This window comes from Intrasporangium calvum DSM 43043 (assembly GCF_000184685.1).
Taxonomy (GTDB): Bacteria; Actinomycetota; Actinomycetes; order Actinomycetales; family Dermatophilaceae; genus Intrasporangium; species Intrasporangium calvum.
In genome coordinates this window covers 2932450-2947757 of record NC_014830.1, presented here as the reverse complement: position 1 = coordinate 2947757, position 15308 = coordinate 2932450, and the positions used below count along the sequence as shown (strand labels likewise).

The 15308-nt window shown below is 68.1% G+C and carries 13 protein-coding genes; 7 read left to right on the top strand and 6 right to left on the bottom strand.

Annotation, left to right across the window (positions count from 1 at the left end):
- Nucleotides 1-1695, bottom strand: a complete 1695-nt coding sequence (locus INTCA_RS13320; protein ID WP_148236597.1) for an ABC transporter ATP-binding protein — start codon at nt 1693-1695, stop codon at nt 1-3.
- 59 nt (nt 1696-1754) lie between these two features.
- Nucleotides 1755-4100 carry a glycosyltransferase gene (locus INTCA_RS13315; RefSeq protein WP_013493449.1) on the bottom strand — a complete coding sequence of 782 codons (2346 nt, stop codon included), beginning with the start codon at nt 4098-4100 and terminating at the stop codon, nt 1755-1757.
- 147 nt (nt 4101-4247) lie between these two features.
- On the opposite strand from INTCA_RS13315, the gene INTCA_RS13310 reads away from it, so the two are divergent.
- From INTCA_RS13310 to INTCA_RS13300, 3 genes are all read left to right on the top strand, one after another.
- Complete coding sequence (locus INTCA_RS13310; RefSeq protein ID WP_013493448.1) at nt 4248-5807, top strand: polysaccharide biosynthesis tyrosine autokinase; 1560 nt, start codon at nt 4248-4250, stop codon at nt 5805-5807.
- A 6-nt stretch (nt 5808-5813) separates the two neighbouring features.
- On the top strand, nt 5814-7151 hold the full coding sequence (locus INTCA_RS13305) for a hypothetical protein (protein WP_013493447.1): 1338 nt from the start codon (nt 5814-5816) through the stop codon (nt 7149-7151).
- Nucleotides 7152-7281: 130 nt separating this feature from the next.
- A complete protein-coding gene (locus tag INTCA_RS13300; protein ID WP_244859830.1) occupies nt 7282-7986 on the top strand; it encodes a polysaccharide deacetylase family protein in 705 nt (234 codons plus the stop codon).
- On the opposite strand, the gene INTCA_RS13295 is transcribed toward INTCA_RS13300, so the two are convergent.
- The gene (locus INTCA_RS13295; RefSeq protein ID WP_425311124.1) at nt 7987-9135 is read right to left on the bottom strand and encodes a glycosyltransferase; all 1149 of its coding nucleotides are present in this window, start codon (nt 9133-9135) and stop codon (nt 7987-7989) included.
- A 24-nt stretch (nt 9136-9159) separates the two neighbouring features.
- Here INTCA_RS13295 and INTCA_RS13290 point away from each other — a divergent pair, with 24 nt between their 5' ends.
- A complete protein-coding gene (locus INTCA_RS13290) occupies nt 9160-10194 on the top strand; it encodes a GNAT family N-acetyltransferase (RefSeq protein WP_425311130.1) in 1035 nt (344 codons plus the stop codon).
- On the opposite strand, the gene INTCA_RS13285 is transcribed toward INTCA_RS13290, so the two are convergent.
- Together INTCA_RS13285 and INTCA_RS13280 are read right to left on the bottom strand one after the other, a co-directional pair.
- Nucleotides 10153-11169, bottom strand: coding sequence for an O-antigen ligase family protein (locus tag INTCA_RS13285; protein WP_013493443.1), 1017 nt, complete (start codon nt 11167-11169; stop codon nt 10153-10155). The two genes, INTCA_RS13290 and INTCA_RS13285, sit on opposite strands and share 42 nt — an antisense overlap.
- A 13-nt stretch (nt 11170-11182) precedes the next feature.
- The gene (locus INTCA_RS13280) at nt 11183-12127 is read right to left on the bottom strand and encodes an NAD-dependent epimerase/dehydratase family protein (protein WP_013493442.1); all 945 of its coding nucleotides are present in this window, start codon (nt 12125-12127) and stop codon (nt 11183-11185) included.
- Between the two features lie 111 nt (nt 12128-12238).
- Here INTCA_RS13280 and INTCA_RS13275 point away from each other — a divergent pair, with 111 nt between their 5' ends.
- The 3 genes from INTCA_RS13275 to INTCA_RS13265 all read left to right on the top strand — a co-directional run bounded on the left by INTCA_RS13275 (nt 12239) and on the right by INTCA_RS13265 (nt 14094).
- A complete protein-coding gene (locus INTCA_RS13275) occupies nt 12239-13153 on the top strand; it encodes a nucleotidyltransferase family protein (protein ID WP_169312918.1) in 915 nt (304 codons plus the stop codon).
- Nucleotides 13154-13161: 8 nt separating this feature from the next.
- Entirely contained in the window at nt 13162-13455 is a 294-nt protein-coding gene (locus tag INTCA_RS13270) for a hypothetical protein (protein ID WP_013493440.1), read from the top strand.
- Nucleotides 13456-13578: 123 nt separating this feature from the next.
- Nucleotides 13579-14094 (top strand): hypothetical protein, encoded by a 516-nt coding sequence (locus tag INTCA_RS13265; RefSeq protein ID WP_013493439.1) that lies wholly within the window; start codon nt 13579-13581, stop codon nt 14092-14094.
- Between the two features lie 62 nt (nt 14095-14156).
- On the opposite strand, the gene INTCA_RS13260 is transcribed toward INTCA_RS13265, so the two are convergent.
- Nucleotides 14157-15275 carry an ABC transporter ATP-binding protein gene (locus INTCA_RS13260; protein WP_148236593.1) on the bottom strand — a complete coding sequence of 373 codons (1119 nt, stop codon included), beginning with the start codon at nt 15273-15275 and terminating at the stop codon, nt 14157-14159.
- Between the last annotated feature and the right edge of the window lie 33 nt (nt 15276-15308).

Sequence of the window (15308 nt, the reverse complement as noted above, 5' to 3'; positions counted from 1 at the left end):
CTATGCCCTTTGGTCCGGCATGATTCCCGCGGTTGCCATAGCGTTCTGGTAGAAGCCACTATCCCGACGGAGTGCGTCGGGCGAGTCGAATGCCGTCATCCGGCCGCGCTCAATAACCATGATTCGATCGCAGATATCCAGTGTCGACATACGGTGGGCAATGATGATCACCGTCACCTGTCCCTTAAGGGCAGCCAAGGTGTCACGGATTAGGCGTTCGCTTATCCCGTCGAGCGCCGACGTTGGCTCGTCTAGCACAATTATCTCGGGATCACCGGCTAGAGCGCGAGCGATGGAGAGCCGCTGACGCTGGCCGCCCGAAAGCGCGCCCCCACGTTCTCCTAGATGGGTGTCAAAGCCGAGTGGAAGTGCACCTATTTCGGTGAGAATGTTGGCTTGATGCGCCGCTCTTCGCAGGGTTTCATTGTCGATCCCGTCTCGGAAGAAGCGCAGATTCTCTGCGAGCGTGCCGGTGAAGAGCTTTGCGTCCTGTGCCACGAAGGCAACCCGACTGCTCCACCAGGCACGGTCAACTTTGCGGAGGTCAACGCCGCACGCGAGCACAGCGCCCCTCTTCGGATCCCGCAGTCCGAGGACCAACTGGGCCAAGGTGGACTTCCCCGCCCCCGATGGTCCGACCACTCCAATAATCTCTCCGGCCTCGATTTGGAAGTTGACGCCGGTCAGGGTTGGCTGGTCCATCCGGTACGCGAAGTCGACGCCGCGCGCCTCCAGCGGTGTAACCGCGTCCGGAACAGACACACCGCCACTCGCGGTAGAGGCCCTGTAAGCCTCTACCGTCGACTCGAGGCGATCGAGGAACGGCGCGTGGGCCGCTAGCGCCCCCCAAGCAGAGGCAAGCTGCTGACCGTAGTTCAACGAGCGCAGCATGAGAAGCATGATCGCTCCGACGGCCGTTAGGTTGGAGAAGCCAGCGAGGCCCAAGATGGCTATGCCGACCAACAGAGCGGCATACGCTACAGAGATATAGATGGGTGACATTGCGCCTGAGAGCGTTTGGACTTGGCGCTGCCTCTCCGTCGCCTGCCGAGTAAGCGCATCGATGCGGTCCGCAAAGCGTGTCTGGACTCCGAAAGTCTGCATCTCGAGCCCGAGCGCCCCCAGCTCTGCGACCGCGTTCGAAAAGGCCAGATTGCTGATGGCCAGTTCGCCCGAGCGTCTCCGGATGCCTCTTCGTAGTGGCACAAGAACGGTGCCCACCAACGACAGCACTCCGACTACAGCCAGGGTCGAGAGTGAGTCGACCGCCACGCTGGCAGCGAGGAAGGCGATGAGGCTAAGTAGGGCTGTGATGGCTTGGGTGAGCACCGTAACTGCGCCGGTGACCCGGTTGACGAACGTGGTTAGCAGCTCTTGTAGGCGCCCGGCAGGCTCGGCCTCCTGAACATCCCAACTGGCCCCCAAGTAGGCGTGAGACGCAATAAGTCGCTGCTCCGTAGTAACGTGTGCCGTTAGGCGGGCGGAGATCCGGACGGCCCACAGATTCAGAATGACCCGGACGACCAAGACAAAAGCGCCCAGCACGAGGGCTGAGCCCATGGCGATCGAATGGCCCATGAAGGGTCCCACCGTCGGCACGCCGCTCACGAGCGCCATCCCAAGTCCCGTAACGATGACCAGGAAGAAGGCCTCAAGTAGCGCCCCTAGGAACGACACGCCGGCCAGCAGAGTCATTCGACCCCGGAAAGCCGCCACGACACGTCCTAAGGCCGGCGATATGCCGAAACGGCTCTTCACCCCTGACGCCCCCACTCGATGACTGACTCTTGAACATGCTTCCCGGTGTGCACCGCAAGCGTACCTGTGGTCTCCGAGTGCTCCTGAAACGCCGAGGCGGGAACCATCTGCCTGATCATCGCCAGCCACTTGCCCGACGTGGCGTCCATTGAGAATCTGCTCGCGCAACGAGTCCTTGCCCTGCGTCCGAAGTCGGTCCGCGCCGTCGGTTCGTCAAGGAGGAACTCAAGTCGATCTGCAAGTTCGTCGGGGACTTCCGAGTGGACCACAAACCCCGTCTCACCGTCGAGGACGACGTCAGCGGCGCCCGCCGCCGCGGTGGTGACCACCGGGACACCGCTCAGGCCCGCTTCGATGAGCACCCCCGCCATCCCCTCCGTGGCGGGGTCACTGGTCATTAGCAGCACGCTGGCTTTGCGAAGCAGAGCCGGCACGTCCTGGCGGACGCCCAGGAGAGTCACATCAAGGGCGTGCGCACGTGCCTCCAACCCCCCCCGCAAGGGACCGTCTCCGACCACTGCGGCGCCGAACCGGACTCCCCTAGACCGCAGGACCTCCACCACGTCGAAGAACAGCCCGGGGCGCTTCCCCGTCTCGAGCTGTCCGACGAAAAGGAGCATAGGCGGGTCTGCGCGCTCTTCCTCATGGGTGGCTGGATGGTATTTCTCCGGGTCGCGTCCATTAGGGACAAGGGCGAGCTTCTCCTCGGGCACACGCAGAAGATCGCGCGTTTGGTCCAGGATCGCCTGTGATACTCCGACGACGCGGGCGGCGCGCCTGGCGAGGGCGCCGTAGAGAAGCGTCCTCGATCTGCGACGGAGCTCGGCCGAAGATAGTCCCACCTTGTAGTAGACGATTGGGACGCGCCCAGCAGCGGCAACGACATACTTCAGGGGCTCTCCGCCGTGCGCCACCACCACCTCCGCTCCCTCCGAGCGCATGGTCCTCCGCAGCGCCAGCACAGCCCGGTGATCGAGGCCGGCTCGCCGAAGCATTCCAGACTTGATGCCGAGCGACACGTCCGGTCGCAGCGCGCCCCCTGGTGCGTCGAAAACCGCGACGACCCGGTGGCGCTGCTCAGCGTTGTCGGCGAGCGCGTCGCGAAGCTGACCCGCATACACCTGAGCGCCACGATCCAGGTCGTTCGGCAGCACGTGGAGCACGGTCACGCGCCCGTCCCGCTGCTCGAGATGGCGGAGATGCCTTCGCCGGGCCACCGCGGTATACGTGTCGAGCGAGGCGCCGGCCACCGCCCGCTGGTCAAACTCGCCGAGGGCGCGCTCGCGTGCTGAAGCGGCGAGCCCGGTGCGCAAGGTCGCATCGCCAATGAGTCGCTCGACGGCACTGGCGAGGGCTGCGCCGTCGCGGACGGGTGCGAGCAGGAGATGGATTGCGTCGTCGCCGACCTCGCGGCAGCCACGGATGTCCGTGAGAACCATCGGGAGGCCGCACGCCGCGGCCTCCATGGAGGCCCTGGAGAAGCCCTCGCGGTAGGACGCCAAGACGAAGACGTCGAAGGCGGAGTAGACCGCCGGCATGTCGGTGCGCTCGGCGACGAAGCGGACGGCGCGCGTATCGATGCTTGCTGCGTCGGCGTCTGTGTCGTCCTCGGGCCCGACCCAGACGAAGGTCGCCTTGCCCGCGAGGGTTCGCGCAGCCTCCGCGAACTCGGCGAGTCCTTTCTCGCGGACGCGTCGGCCGACCGTACCGACCAGCAGTTCGTCATCGGCGATACCCAGTTCCGCCCGCACGCGGCGACGTCCCTCGGGGTCGGGAGTGAAGCGAGCGAGGTCGACACCGTTGCCGACCACCCGGTGCCTTCCGCGTTTCAAGAAGCGTCGGAGGGTCGCCTCGTCCTGGGCGTTCTGGAAGAGCTCGTAGTCGGAGAACCGCGCGGCTATGGCCTCGAGCCCGTAGACGAAGGTGCGCTTGGCGAGGGAGTCCTCGGGGCTTGCCCAGAGCCCGTGGCAGGTGTTGACCACCACGGGCACTCTGGCAAGCCGGCCGGCGATACGACCCATGACCCCAGTCTTCGGGTTGTGGGTGTGCAGGACATCGAGGTCAAGGCGGCGGAGCGCCCGCAGCAGCTGGAAGAACGCCCGGCCGTCGCGCAACGGGTCCCAAGCTCGTGTGAGCGCGGTCAGTGGAATGTGGCGCACCCCGAGCGCTTCCACGCGCTTGACGTATGGACCCGGCGCGCTGAACCCGAAGACCTCGTGTCCGTGCTCGACGTCGACCTCCAGCTCGGTGCCCAAGAGCAGAGCCAGACTCATATCCACCGTGGTGAGGTGTCCGATCCGCAGGTGGACGTCGCTCGAGCTCGGAACTGGGTCGGCGTGCACTTTGGCATCGTCGCAGGATTGCGCTCGAACTCAAAGGCGGGCCAGACACTGTCGGATACGATCCATCTCAAGAGCCCATTCGTGGGAAGGTTCACGCATGCTTTCCGTGGGGACGCCGCCTTTGCCGCGACACCAAGGAGAGACTGCATGACGCTCAGCGAGTACCTGAAGGTCTTCCGCCAACGCTGGCTCATCATTGCCATCACCACCCTGGTGGCGGGTGCCGTCATGTGGGTGACTTCCCCCGCGGTCGCTGACACGTCCCAGAAGGCGAGTTCCTACACGGCGACGGCCACGCTTCTGGTCACGAGCACGGAGACTGACTCCGAGTCCCCGATGGGCAGGATCGCGCTCTACCTCACCACCGGCGAGATCCCGCAGCGAGCGGCTGCTGAGCTCGGCTACACCGGTGACCCGGCGGTGCTGGCCTCCGGGCTCACCGTCACGCCCGACTTCAGTGCCGGTGCCCTGACCGTTGCGGTGACGGACGCAGAGGGTAAACGTGCCGCCTCCATAGCCAACACCTTTGCCGACGAGACCGTCACCTACTTCAAGAAGAACCGGCCCGGTGTGGGGCGCGCGAACGTGAGCATCCTCCAGCGCGCCACCCCCATCCCCAATGTCACCGGCGGCGGCTTCGTGATTCCGCCGGACCGCACCACCCGCACGGCGCTCGCCGCAGGTCTCGGGCTGCTACTTGGCTTGGGTCTGGCCCTCGTGCTTGACCGGGTGGACTCTCGGCTGAGGACCCGCTCAGAGATCGCTGCCGCTCTGAGGTTGCCGATCATCGCCGAAGTGCCCAAGATGAGCCGCTCCCTCCGACGCCGCCGCAGCATCGGCGTGGCTGATGAGCCACTCAGTCCCTATGCCGATGGTTACCGCGGTGCTCGCACGGCGCTGGTCCACACGTCGAGCCTTCTCGTCCAGGGCGACGACCGTCGGCCCACGTCACCTCCGGAGCCGGTGTCCGCTGCATCGGCGAGCCTGATCCTCGTCACCTCTGCGCATCCCCGCGAAGGCAAGACCACGAGCGTGGCAAACCTCGCGGCGAGCTTCGCCGAGACCGGGCAGCGGATCCTCGTGCTCGACGGCGATCTCCGTTCACCCGACACCCACAACATCTTCGACGTCCCGCAAGGCGCCGGTATCTCGGACTACCTGACCGGGCCTGACGACACGCCGCTCGGGTCGCTGATCCGACCCACCAATGTCCCTGGGGTCCGGATCATCACCGCTGGTACGCGCCTGGAGCACCCCGCATCCTTGGCGAGCCGCATGGGCGGTCTGCTGACCGAGGCGCGCGGTCTCGCGGACGTCGTGCTCGTCGACAGTGCCCCACTCCTCGCGGCCAGCGATGTCTTCGACGTGCTGCCACTCGTGGACACGGTGCTTCTCGTGGTCCGCTCCGGCCGGCTCACCGAAGTGGCCGGGCACCGAGTCTCCGAGCTGCTCGGCCGGTTCCAGGTTCCGGTGGCGGGAGTCGTCGTCGTTGGTGCGCAGTCGAAGCGCTCGGCCGGCTACGGCTACGGCTACGGCTACGGCTACGGGTACGGCGACAAGAAGAAGGGAAAGGCCCGAAAGCGCCTTCCCTCGTCAGCGGTTCAAGGCCCACCGGAGCTCTCCGAAGAACGGGTCCCCGAGAGCCGAAGCGCCAGGCGAGAGGCATCGCGGAAGCGTAGCTCTCGCCGCACATCGTCGTCCGCCTGACCGTCGATGTCGCACCTCTCGGTCCGTGCGGGGGCGGTCACGCTCGGCGTGCTGACCGGCGCTGCCCTGGCCGCGCTGTTCTCCTGGGCCCTGCAGAGCCAGTCCTACAACGTCTGGGGCGCGGTCATCGTCGTCCCGATTGTCACTGCGGTGAACCTGCTGCTCATCTGGCGGGCCTCGCGCCGCTCGAACGAGACGTGGCTCGGGCCGCTTCTTGTCCTCGCTCTCGCGGCGAAACTGATCGGCACCCTCGCCCGCTACGTCGTCGCCTACGTCGTCTACAACGGAGCGGCCGACGCCGAGCGGTACAACCTCTACGCGGCATCGCATTATCAGTTGTGGCGTGAGGGCTTCATCCAGTGGGAGTGGCAGGGCAAGCAGGGAACGCAGTACATGGAGCTGATCACCACGCTCTTCTACACCTTCATCGGCCCGTCGCCACTTGCGGGATTCGTGGTTTTCGCCTCCCTTGCGTTCTGGGGTCAGTTCTTTGCCTACCGCGCCTTCAGGACTGCCCTCCCCACCGGGGATGCCAAGCGTTACGCCCTGCTCATCCTCTTGCTGCCCTCGATGCTGTACTGGCCGTCGAGTATCGGCAAGGAGTCCTGGCTGCTCCTGTTCGTCGGCGTGACGGCGCTCGGAGGCGCCCGCTTCTTCTCCCGCCGGCCCGGGGCGCTGCCGCTGCTCCTGGCCGGGGCAGCGGGCACCGCCATCGTCCGCCCTCACATGGCGGTCCTCCTCTTCGGGGCGATCATCGTTGCGCAACTCTTCAGGCCGGCACGACAGACGTCGACCGGGGTGCTCTCGAAACTCGGTGGGGTCGTCGTCATGGCGGCGGCCGCGGCCGTTCTCGCCTCGCAGGCGGCGTCCGCCCTCGGCATCGACGACCTGACCTGGCAGGCAGTCTCTGAGACGGTGGACTGGGCCGGTGGTCAAACCCAGCAGGGGGGCTCGGCCTTCACCCCAGTCCCCCTGGGATCACCCTGGGGCGTCGTCGCCGCTACGGTCACGATCCTGTTCCGGCCCTTCCCTTGGGAGGCCGGCAACATCCAGATGTTGGGCCAGTCCCTGGAGGGGCTGCTGCTGCTCGGACTCACCGTCAAGGCTTGGCCCCGCCTGCGCCGCCTGCGCAAACTGGCGCGTCAGTGGCCGTACCTCTTGTTCGCGCTGGCCTTCATCGCCCTGTTCATCTGGGCCTTCTCCGGCTTCGGCAACTTCGGCATCCTGGCTCGGCAACGCGTCCTGATGATGCCCTTCTTCCTCGTGTTCTTGGCCTTGCCACCGGCCGATCAGCCGCTGGAGAGTGCACCGAGCGATGCGGAGGTCACGCATGCCCGCCGTTGATCCATCGAGGGGGCCACACGGTGTGAGCCAGCCCGCGCCCGGCCTGGCGCGGAGTCGGCTCAAACGTCTCCTCGCCCTCAGGGCGGGCTGCTCTCCCGCCGAGGGTGCCACTTTTCTCATCTACCACCGCGTGGGAGCAGGGACCGGCGACGAGCTGGACGTGCCCGCGACCGCCTTCGCCCGGCAGCTCGATCTGCTCGACTCCCACGAGGTCCTCTCCATCGACGGCGCTCTGGATCGCCTGGACGCCAAGGACCCCCGGCCGTGTGTCGTGCTGACGTTCGACGACGGCTTCGAAGACGTCTATGACAACGCCTGGCCGCTGCTGCGAGAGCGTCAACTGCCGTTCACCGTTTACCTGGCATCCTCGTATGTCTCGGCCCCCATGGTGTGGGAGGGCTCGACCGCGAAAGGGTCCGCGGGGCGGGGCATGTCCTGGGAGCAGCTGGCGGAGATGGTCGAGTCGGGGCTGTGCACCGTGGGCAACCACACGCACCGTCACGTCCCTCCCGAGTCACTCTCCGCGTCAGAGCTGGATGAGTGCACCGCAATCATCGAGTCGAGACTGGGTGTGACGCCGTCCCACTTCACCTACCCGTGGGGAGTCGCGGTCCCAACCATGGAGGGAGCCCTGGAGCAGCGTTTCCGAAGTGCTTCCACGGGCCGTATCGGTCGCAACACCCCGGACACGCACCGCCTGCGACTGGCTCGAGTTCCGGTCCGCCAGAGCGACCCTGAGGAGTTCTTCGCCGCAAAACTGACGGGCCGGCTGCTTCCGGAGCGCGCGTATGCGCGCCTTGTCGCGGCTGCGAAGGCCGCTGGGATGACTGGCTGATCAGCGGTCTTTGGCCGCCACAAGGCGGGCGTAGGCCTGCTCCTGAAGCGCGACCGCACGCCGGATGTCGTACTCGGGCGCTCGGGCACGGGCAGCAGCACCCATCCGCGCCCGCAGTTCGCTCGACCCGGCCAGGTCCACGAGAGCCGAGGAGAGCGCATCCGGATCACCCGGCTTGGCCAAACGTCCCTGCACGCCGTCCACCACCTGCTGGGGCAGGCCCCCGACGGACGTCGCAACCACCGGCAGGCCCGCGGCAAACGCCTCCATCACCGCGACGGGAAGGCCCTCGTGCGCTGAGGCCAACGTGAAGAGATCAGCCGCGGCCATCAGGTCGGCGACATCGCGGCGATACCCCAGGAACTGGAAGCGATCGCCCAGACCGAGCTCTGCGTGGAGTGCTGCCATCTCCTCAGCGAGAGGTCCCTGGCCCACCGCGGCGAATCGCAGACGCGGCTCGACGCGCATCGCGGCGCTCGCAGCGCGAAGCAGGTTGGGGTAGTCCTTGTTCGTCCGAAGGTTGGCGACTGTCAGGGAGAGCACCTCGTCGTCGGCCACGCCAAGGCCGGCCCTGACCCGCGCCCTCACCGAGGGGTCCGGGCCCGGTGTCGTCAGCTCAATACCGTGGATGAGGACTTCGTAGGCACTTCGCCGGCCCGCCCAGATGGTGCTCTTGACCTGATCCGAGACTGCCCACCGCTGAGCGTCCAGCGGGGCGGTGAGGGCATTGACCATGCGTGTGAGGGCCCGGTGGCTCGTCCACTCGTTGTGCTCGGTGGACACCAGGGTGGGCCGCTGTCCAGGGGGAAGCGTCCGTGCGACAACCCGTCCCAAGGAGGCGAGGACGGGGGAGTGGGCGTGAACCACATCGACCTCCGACATGGCGCGTCGGAGGTCCCGCACCTGGGCAACCACCCCGCCCGAGGGCGCGCCCAGTCGCACCGGGGTGATGCCGGCCGACTCGAACTCCTGGACCAGGTGCGTCTTGTCCGGCCGGGCATACCCCACGCGAACATCGAAGCGATTACGGTCCACCGTCCTTGCCGCGAGAAGCAGCAGCTGTTCGGCTCCGCCGGGGCCGAGGCCCTTGATGAGCCACAGGACCTTGATGCGGTCCGTCGGCGTGGCCGAAGGTCCCAATACACTCACTCCTGGTTGCGGTCGGACGGTCCGGTGGTCCCGGGCCGCCCCACTCGGGCGCAGCGTACCAACGCGGGAGGCACAACAGTGGAGCGGCTCTCAGGTCCGGATCTCGATGTGCGGCGGGCAGTGCCGGAGGACGATGCCGCCGTGGTTCCCATGCTCCGTGAGGCCCTCGGGAAGGTCGACGATCCGCACTACGAGGGCCTCCTGCACTGGAAGCACCGGGAGAACCCGTTCGGGCAGTCGCCGGGCTGGGTGGCGGTCCACGAGGGTCGGGTGGTGGGCTACCGGACCTTCCTGCGCTGGCGGTTCCTCGACGACAACGGCAAGACGGTCCCGGCTGTCCGGGCCGTCGACACCGCGACCGACCCGGCCTACCAGGGGATGGGCATCTTCCGCACCCTGACCCTGCAGAGCGTCGCGGAGCTGACGCTGGCCGGTGACGCGATCGTCTTCAACACGCCCAACGACCAGAGCCGACCGGGCTACCTCAAGATGGGCTGGAGCCTGGCCCGGCGTCTGCCCGTCGGGGTACTCCCCGCCGGCGGCCGCTCGGCCCTGACCATGGTCAGCTCCCGCGTCCCGGCGTCCCTGTGGTCCGAGCCGACGACGGTCGGCCTCGACGCTGCCACCGCGCTGGCCGACGGCGACGTGGCCTCCCGCCTGCTGGAGCACGCTCCGCGACGCGGCTTCCGCACCGACCGGACCCCGGAGTACCTCGCCTGGCGGACCTCGTTCGAGCCGCTGCACTACCGCCTCCTGCTCGCGTCCCCCGGCGACCCCTCCGAGGGGGGCCTCGTCTTCCGGCTCCGCCGCCGCGGCCAGGCCCTCGAGGCGGCCGTCATCGAGCAGCTCGTCCCGGACTGGCGCACCGGGGCCCGCCTCGTCCATCGCGCCCTCAAGGAGAGCGGCGCCGACTATGCGATCGGTCTGCGCACCGGACCCTCGGCCGGCCTGCTGCCGCTGCCCGGCCAAGGACCCCTTCTGACGACCCGCCCGCTGGCCGGATCGCCACCCCCGCCGTCAGCGTGGACGCTCACCCTCGGGGACGTCGAGCTGTTCTGATCGCGCGCTCGCGCCGCTCCAGCCGATGACGATGCCCCCGGCCAGGACGACCACGGGGAAGTCCACGAGGTGGTCCGTCATCGAGTGGACGACCAGCGCGGTCCACGTCGCCACACCGACCACGGCAGCCGCGGGACGACCCTGGGCTGCCCACCACACGCCGGTCAGCACGATGGCCAGCAGGAGTGCCACGCCCACCCAGCCGGTCTCGGCGCCCACCTGGAGTACGGCCGAGTGAGCCGACGCGGTGTCCGGGTCGGGTCCCAGCGTGCTCACCCGCTCGAACGCTCCGGGACCAGCTCCGAAGGCCGCGTTCTCACGCCAGAGCCGCACGGCGTCCGCCCACATGGTGCGCCGGGCCTCGTCGAGGAACCTCGCCACCGACGCAGGCCACCTCGGCTGGGTGGCGAGAGCCGCCACAGCCGTCGCTGAGACAGCGATCGCCGCAGCACTGAGGCCGGTCGCAACCACTTTTCCCGTATGCCGCTGGGCTGGCTTCCAGCCCATCGCCAGCACCAGCGCGAGCAGTGGTCCACCCAGGACGAGCGCGGCCACCGAGGCGTTGGCCAAGGCCACCCCGACGCTGACGATCGCCGCCCCGACCGCCGGCCATCTGCTCCCCCGAGGAGCGCTGAGGAGGGCCAGCCCGGAGAGCCCTGTCAGCTGGACGGCCAGGGCCGCGTTCGCATTCGCGTAGCCAGTCGGGGCTTTCGCAGGACCGCCGGTGGCGAGCACCGCGACGAGGAGATAGAGGGTTGCCACGAGAAGGCTCAGCGCGACTACTCGTCTCCGAGCGTGCGGCGCCAGGAGGGTGCCGAGCGCCACCCCTGCGGCCAGCGACACCGGTGCGACGACGTAGGGGGACAGGGGCGAAAGGGCCTGGCCGGCGAGCGCGGACCTGGTCCCGGCCCAGCCCACCCATGTGACGAGCACGGCGAGCCCGAACCGTTCGCTACCGCCCAGACGGCCCGGCATCGGGGCCCCCTCGCTAACGCTGGTAGTCCGGGAGCGTCCGGAACCAGTCCACCGTCGCCCGGAGCCCGTCGCGAAGCGAAACCGGCTTCACGTCGGGGAAGAGGCTGAGCAGACGCGAGTTGTCCGCCTGCGAGTCGCGGACGTCCCCGGCACGCGGCTCGACGTGCTCGACGGTCGGGCTGGCTCCGAGGACCAGTGAGAGCTCGTCGATGAGGCCGTTGAGCGAGGTCCGGGTGCCGAATGCGAGGTTGACCGGGTCCAGGTCCGCGACCTGGTTCGTGACCGCGTCCGCGAGGACCCGGGCGACCGTGCCGACGTAGGTGAAGTCGCGTGTCTGCTCCCCGTCCCCGTGCACGGACAGTGGGACACCACGGAGGGCGGCATCGACGAACGCCGGCACCACGGCCGCATACGCATGACCGGCCGCCTGCAGGGGCCCGTAGACGTTGAAGAAGCGGAACGCCAAGGTAGGCAGGCCGTACGTGTGGCCGAAGGCGATCGTGTAGGCCTCCGTCGCCTGCTTGCTGACGGCGTACGGCGAGATGGGCGCGGTCCGCATGCTCTCGCGCTTGGGCAGCTCGCGGTTGGCGCCGTAGACGGACGACGACGAGGCCACCACGACGTGGGTGCCGCCGGCGCGGCGGGCGGCCTGCAGCACCTCCAGCGTCCCCGTGGCATTCGAGTGGTGTGAGGCGATCGGGTCGATGACCGAGCGGGGCACCGAAGGGAGGGCGGCGAGGTGGACGATGGCGTCGGCTCCGTCGCACGCCTCGTCCAAGGCAGCGGGGTCGAGGATCGTGGCTTCGACGAGCTCGATCCCGGTGCCTTCGAGGTTGTTGCGGAAGCCGGTGGTGAGGTTGTCGAACGCGACAACGGAGTCGACCCCCGGGCGCCTGAGCAGTTCGCGTCCGAGGTTCGCGCCGATGAAGCCGGCGCCGCCGGTGATGACGACCTTCATACCGCCCCGTTCATGGTCAGCACACGATGCCAAGACGTCCCGGACGCTATCACCGGCGGGACACCCTGCTGGCGTCGTTCCGGCGAGGATGGCCCCGGTTACGCTGAGCCCGTGAGCGACCTGATGCCCCTCGACGTCGGTATCCGCCTCACCCACGCCAGCATCCAGGCCCTCGCCGAAGACGTCGGAGTGGCTCTGCTGCACATCAAGGGTCCGACCCTGCACCCGGACCTGTTGGAGCGGGTCGAGTCACCTGCCGGCCTTGAGGGGCCACTCGCCCGGACGGTGCCCAGGCGTAGCTCTGACGCAGATGTCCTGGTTCGTCCGAGCCACCTGCCGATTCTCGTCCGAGCGATGCATGCCCACGGCTGGGTGACGAAGTTCGACTTCGAGGACGGCTCCGCGTTCGAGCACGCAGCCACGATGCGGCATCCGCAGCTTGCACTGGTCGACGTCCACCGAGCCTTCCCCGGAATCGGTGTCGACCCGGAGCGAGCGTTCGACCGCCTGTGGGCCGACCGGGTCGAGACCCCCATCGCGGGCTACCCCTGCCCCGTCCTGGGGCTGACCGCCCAGCGGCTCATCCTCCTCCTCCACGCTGCACGGATGAGCGCGGAGAACCTCGGCGACATCCGACGGAGCTGGACCGATGCCACCGAGTCTGACCAGCAGGCCGTGCAGGAGCTGGCCCGCGAGCTCGGTGCTGAGGTGGCGCTCGCTGCGGCCACGGGACACCTCGACCGGTTCCGTTCGCGGCGGGAGCACGGGCTCTGGGCCGCGCTCTCGAGCGGTGAGACGTCCCGCCGCCGCCTCTGGTGGGCGCGGGTTCGTGCTGAGCCGACACCGCGCCGCGCGCTCCGCAGGGCGGTGCGGCTCGTGGTGCCCAACCGGCGACGGATGACCGAGTGGCTGGGAAGGCCGCCCACCCATGGGGAGCTCGCCCGGGCGTACGTCGAGAGGATCGGCTGGGTCCTGGCCGAGTCAGCGTCGACTGTCACGAGGCGTCGCAGAAGGAGCCCGCATTGAGGTTCGACGTGCCTCAGCGACTGGCGCACGTCGTCGTTGAAGGTGACGAGCCGACCGAGGTGTACCCCCACGTGTCGGCCGAGGACCCGGAGCTCTATCTCATGCGGCTGCCGGACGGGCCCCCGGTCAGGCTGAGCGGCACCGCGGCCGTGATCTGGCTGGTCGCCTCAGCGGGGGAGGAAGACGTGGTCGACGGCGTTGCCCGGCTCGTGGAGCGAGAGCGGGTCGACATCGAGCCGGATGTGATGACGTATCTCGACCTGCTGGTCGCAGACGGCCTGCTCGAGCGAGCCAGCAGTTGACCGCTCTCTGACTGCCTCTCCTATCACATTTGCCTTCCGAGGGCATCTACGGTGTTACGCTCGGCATGGCAGTCGGGGAGAGGGTGCAGGCGCTCGTGCGCCGCGGAGCAGGGGAGTATCGCAATGACTGAAGAGGGCCAGCGGAAGGGCGTCTCTCGTCGAACGCTCGTCAAGGGTGCTGCTTGGGCGGTCCCGGCAGTCCCGATCATCGTCGCGGCACCCGCTCACGCCGCGTCCCCCGAGTGCATCCAGATCACTCTGGGGCAGAAGGCCTGCAAGTGGCCGGGCGCCACGAACTACTACTCGTACAACCTCGAGCTCTGCTTCAAGAACACCTGCGGCGGCACGTACACGGTTTGGGTCGATCATTTGGAAAACAACTCCAAGAAGCCACTCGCGAAGTGTGGTGTCGGCTTCGAGGATCAGAAGATCGTTCTTGGCCCCGGATTCGATGGTTGCATCGGCCCCTATGCCTACTCGTCGTGCAGTAGTGCCAGCACCATCCGCGTCTATGGCTGGGTCGGCGTGAAAGACACTCCTGACCCCTACCTGATCGGCGAGGTTGCGACCTCCGGCCAAGTAGTCCTCGCCGAATGCGCCGGCCCCACGCCCTGCAAGGCCCTCCCGACTGGCTGCTGAACGCGCAGTTGTCTCGATCGCAGTAGAGGGGTACCGCTCTGAGGAGCGGTACCCCTTCGCCGTCAGCCGATCTCGCCGATCGAGGTCGGTCCGATGATGGGGGAGTCCGGCTGTGAGATGCCGGCCATCTGCTCGACGGCGACCGCCTCGACCTCGTGCGGTCGCAGCTCGCCCGACTCGATCTGCTCGGCCCAGTGGCAGGCGACCCGGTGTTCGGCCGGCACCCCTGGCAGGTCCACGGTGCGCAGCACAGGTCGGTCCGTGTCGCAGCGCGTCGGCTGACGCCACGGGCAGCGGGTGTGGAAGCGGCAGCCCGACGGGGGGTTGGCGGGGGAGGGCAGGTCGCCGGTCAGCAGGATCCGCTCGCGGTGGTCCTCGATGACCGGGTCCGGGACCGGGACCGCCGAGAGCAGCGCCCGCGTGTAGGGGTGCAGCGGCCGGGCGTAGAGGTCCTTGGCCGGGGCCTCCTCGACGAGCGCCCCGAGATACATCACGCCGACCCGGTCGCTGATATGCCGCACGACCGCGAGGTCGTGCGCGACGACGAGGTAGGTGAGGCCGAACTCCTCCTGGAGGTCCTCGAGGAGGTTGATCACCTGCGCCTGCACCGACACGTCGAGCGCCGAGACCGGCTCGTCGGCGACGATGAGCTTCGGGTTGACCGACAGGGCCCGGGCGATCCCGATGCGCTGGCGCTGGCCGCCGGAGAACTCGTGGGGATACTTCTTGAGGGCCGCCGGGGGCAGGCCGACCGCGGCGAGCAGCTCGCGGAGGCGCTGGTTGGCCGCGGCGTCGTTCTCGATGAGGTTGTGCGCCTTGAGGCCCTCGAGGAGCAGCGACTCGACCGACTGGCGGGGGTCGAGGCTGCTCATCGGGTCCTGGAAGACCATCTGGATGTCTTGGCGCTTGCGGCGCAGCTCCTCACCCTTGAGGCTCGCGATGTCGACCCCGTCGAAGCTCACCGACCCCTCGGTGGGGGGCTCGAGGTTGAGGATCGCCCGGCCGAGCGTCGACTTGCCGCAGCCCGACTCGCCGACGAGGCCGTAGGTCTCGCCGCGCCGGATCTGCAGGTCGACCCCGTCGACGGCGTAGACGTAGCCGACGATCTTGTCGAAGATGACGCCCTTCCTGATCGGGAAGTGCACCTTGACGCCGCGCACGTCGACGAGGACGTCCCGCATGTCCGTAACGTCGTGGTCAGTGTGTGCAGCCGA

What these genes read in the sequence shown, in the direction of transcription:
- INTCA_RS13320 (WP_148236597.1), bottom strand. Translation starts at nt 1,695, where the DNA reads ATGACTCTGCTGGCCGGCGTGTCGTTCCTAGGGGCGCTACTTGAGGCC.
- INTCA_RS13265 (WP_013493439.1), top strand. Translation starts at nt 13,579, where the DNA reads ATGACTGAAGAGGGCCAGCGGAAGGGCGTCTCTCGTCGAACGCTCGTC.
- INTCA_RS13285 (WP_013493443.1), bottom strand. Translation starts at nt 11,169, where the DNA reads ATGCCGGGCCGTCTGGGCGGTAGCGAACGGTTCGGGCTCGCCGTGCTC.
- INTCA_RS13280 (WP_013493442.1), bottom strand. Translation starts at nt 12,127, where the DNA reads ATGAAGGTCGTCATCACCGGCGGCGCCGGCTTCATCGGCGCGAACCTC.
- INTCA_RS13310 (WP_013493448.1), top strand. Translation starts at nt 4,248, where the DNA reads ATGACGCTCAGCGAGTACCTGAAGGTCTTCCGCCAACGCTGGCTCATC.
- INTCA_RS13305 (WP_013493447.1), top strand. Translation starts at nt 5,814, where the DNA reads ATGTCGCACCTCTCGGTCCGTGCGGGGGCGGTCACGCTCGGCGTGCTG.
- INTCA_RS13260 (WP_148236593.1), bottom strand. Translation starts at nt 15,275, where the DNA reads ATGCGGGACGTCCTCGTCGACGTGCGCGGCGTCAAGGTGCACTTCCCG.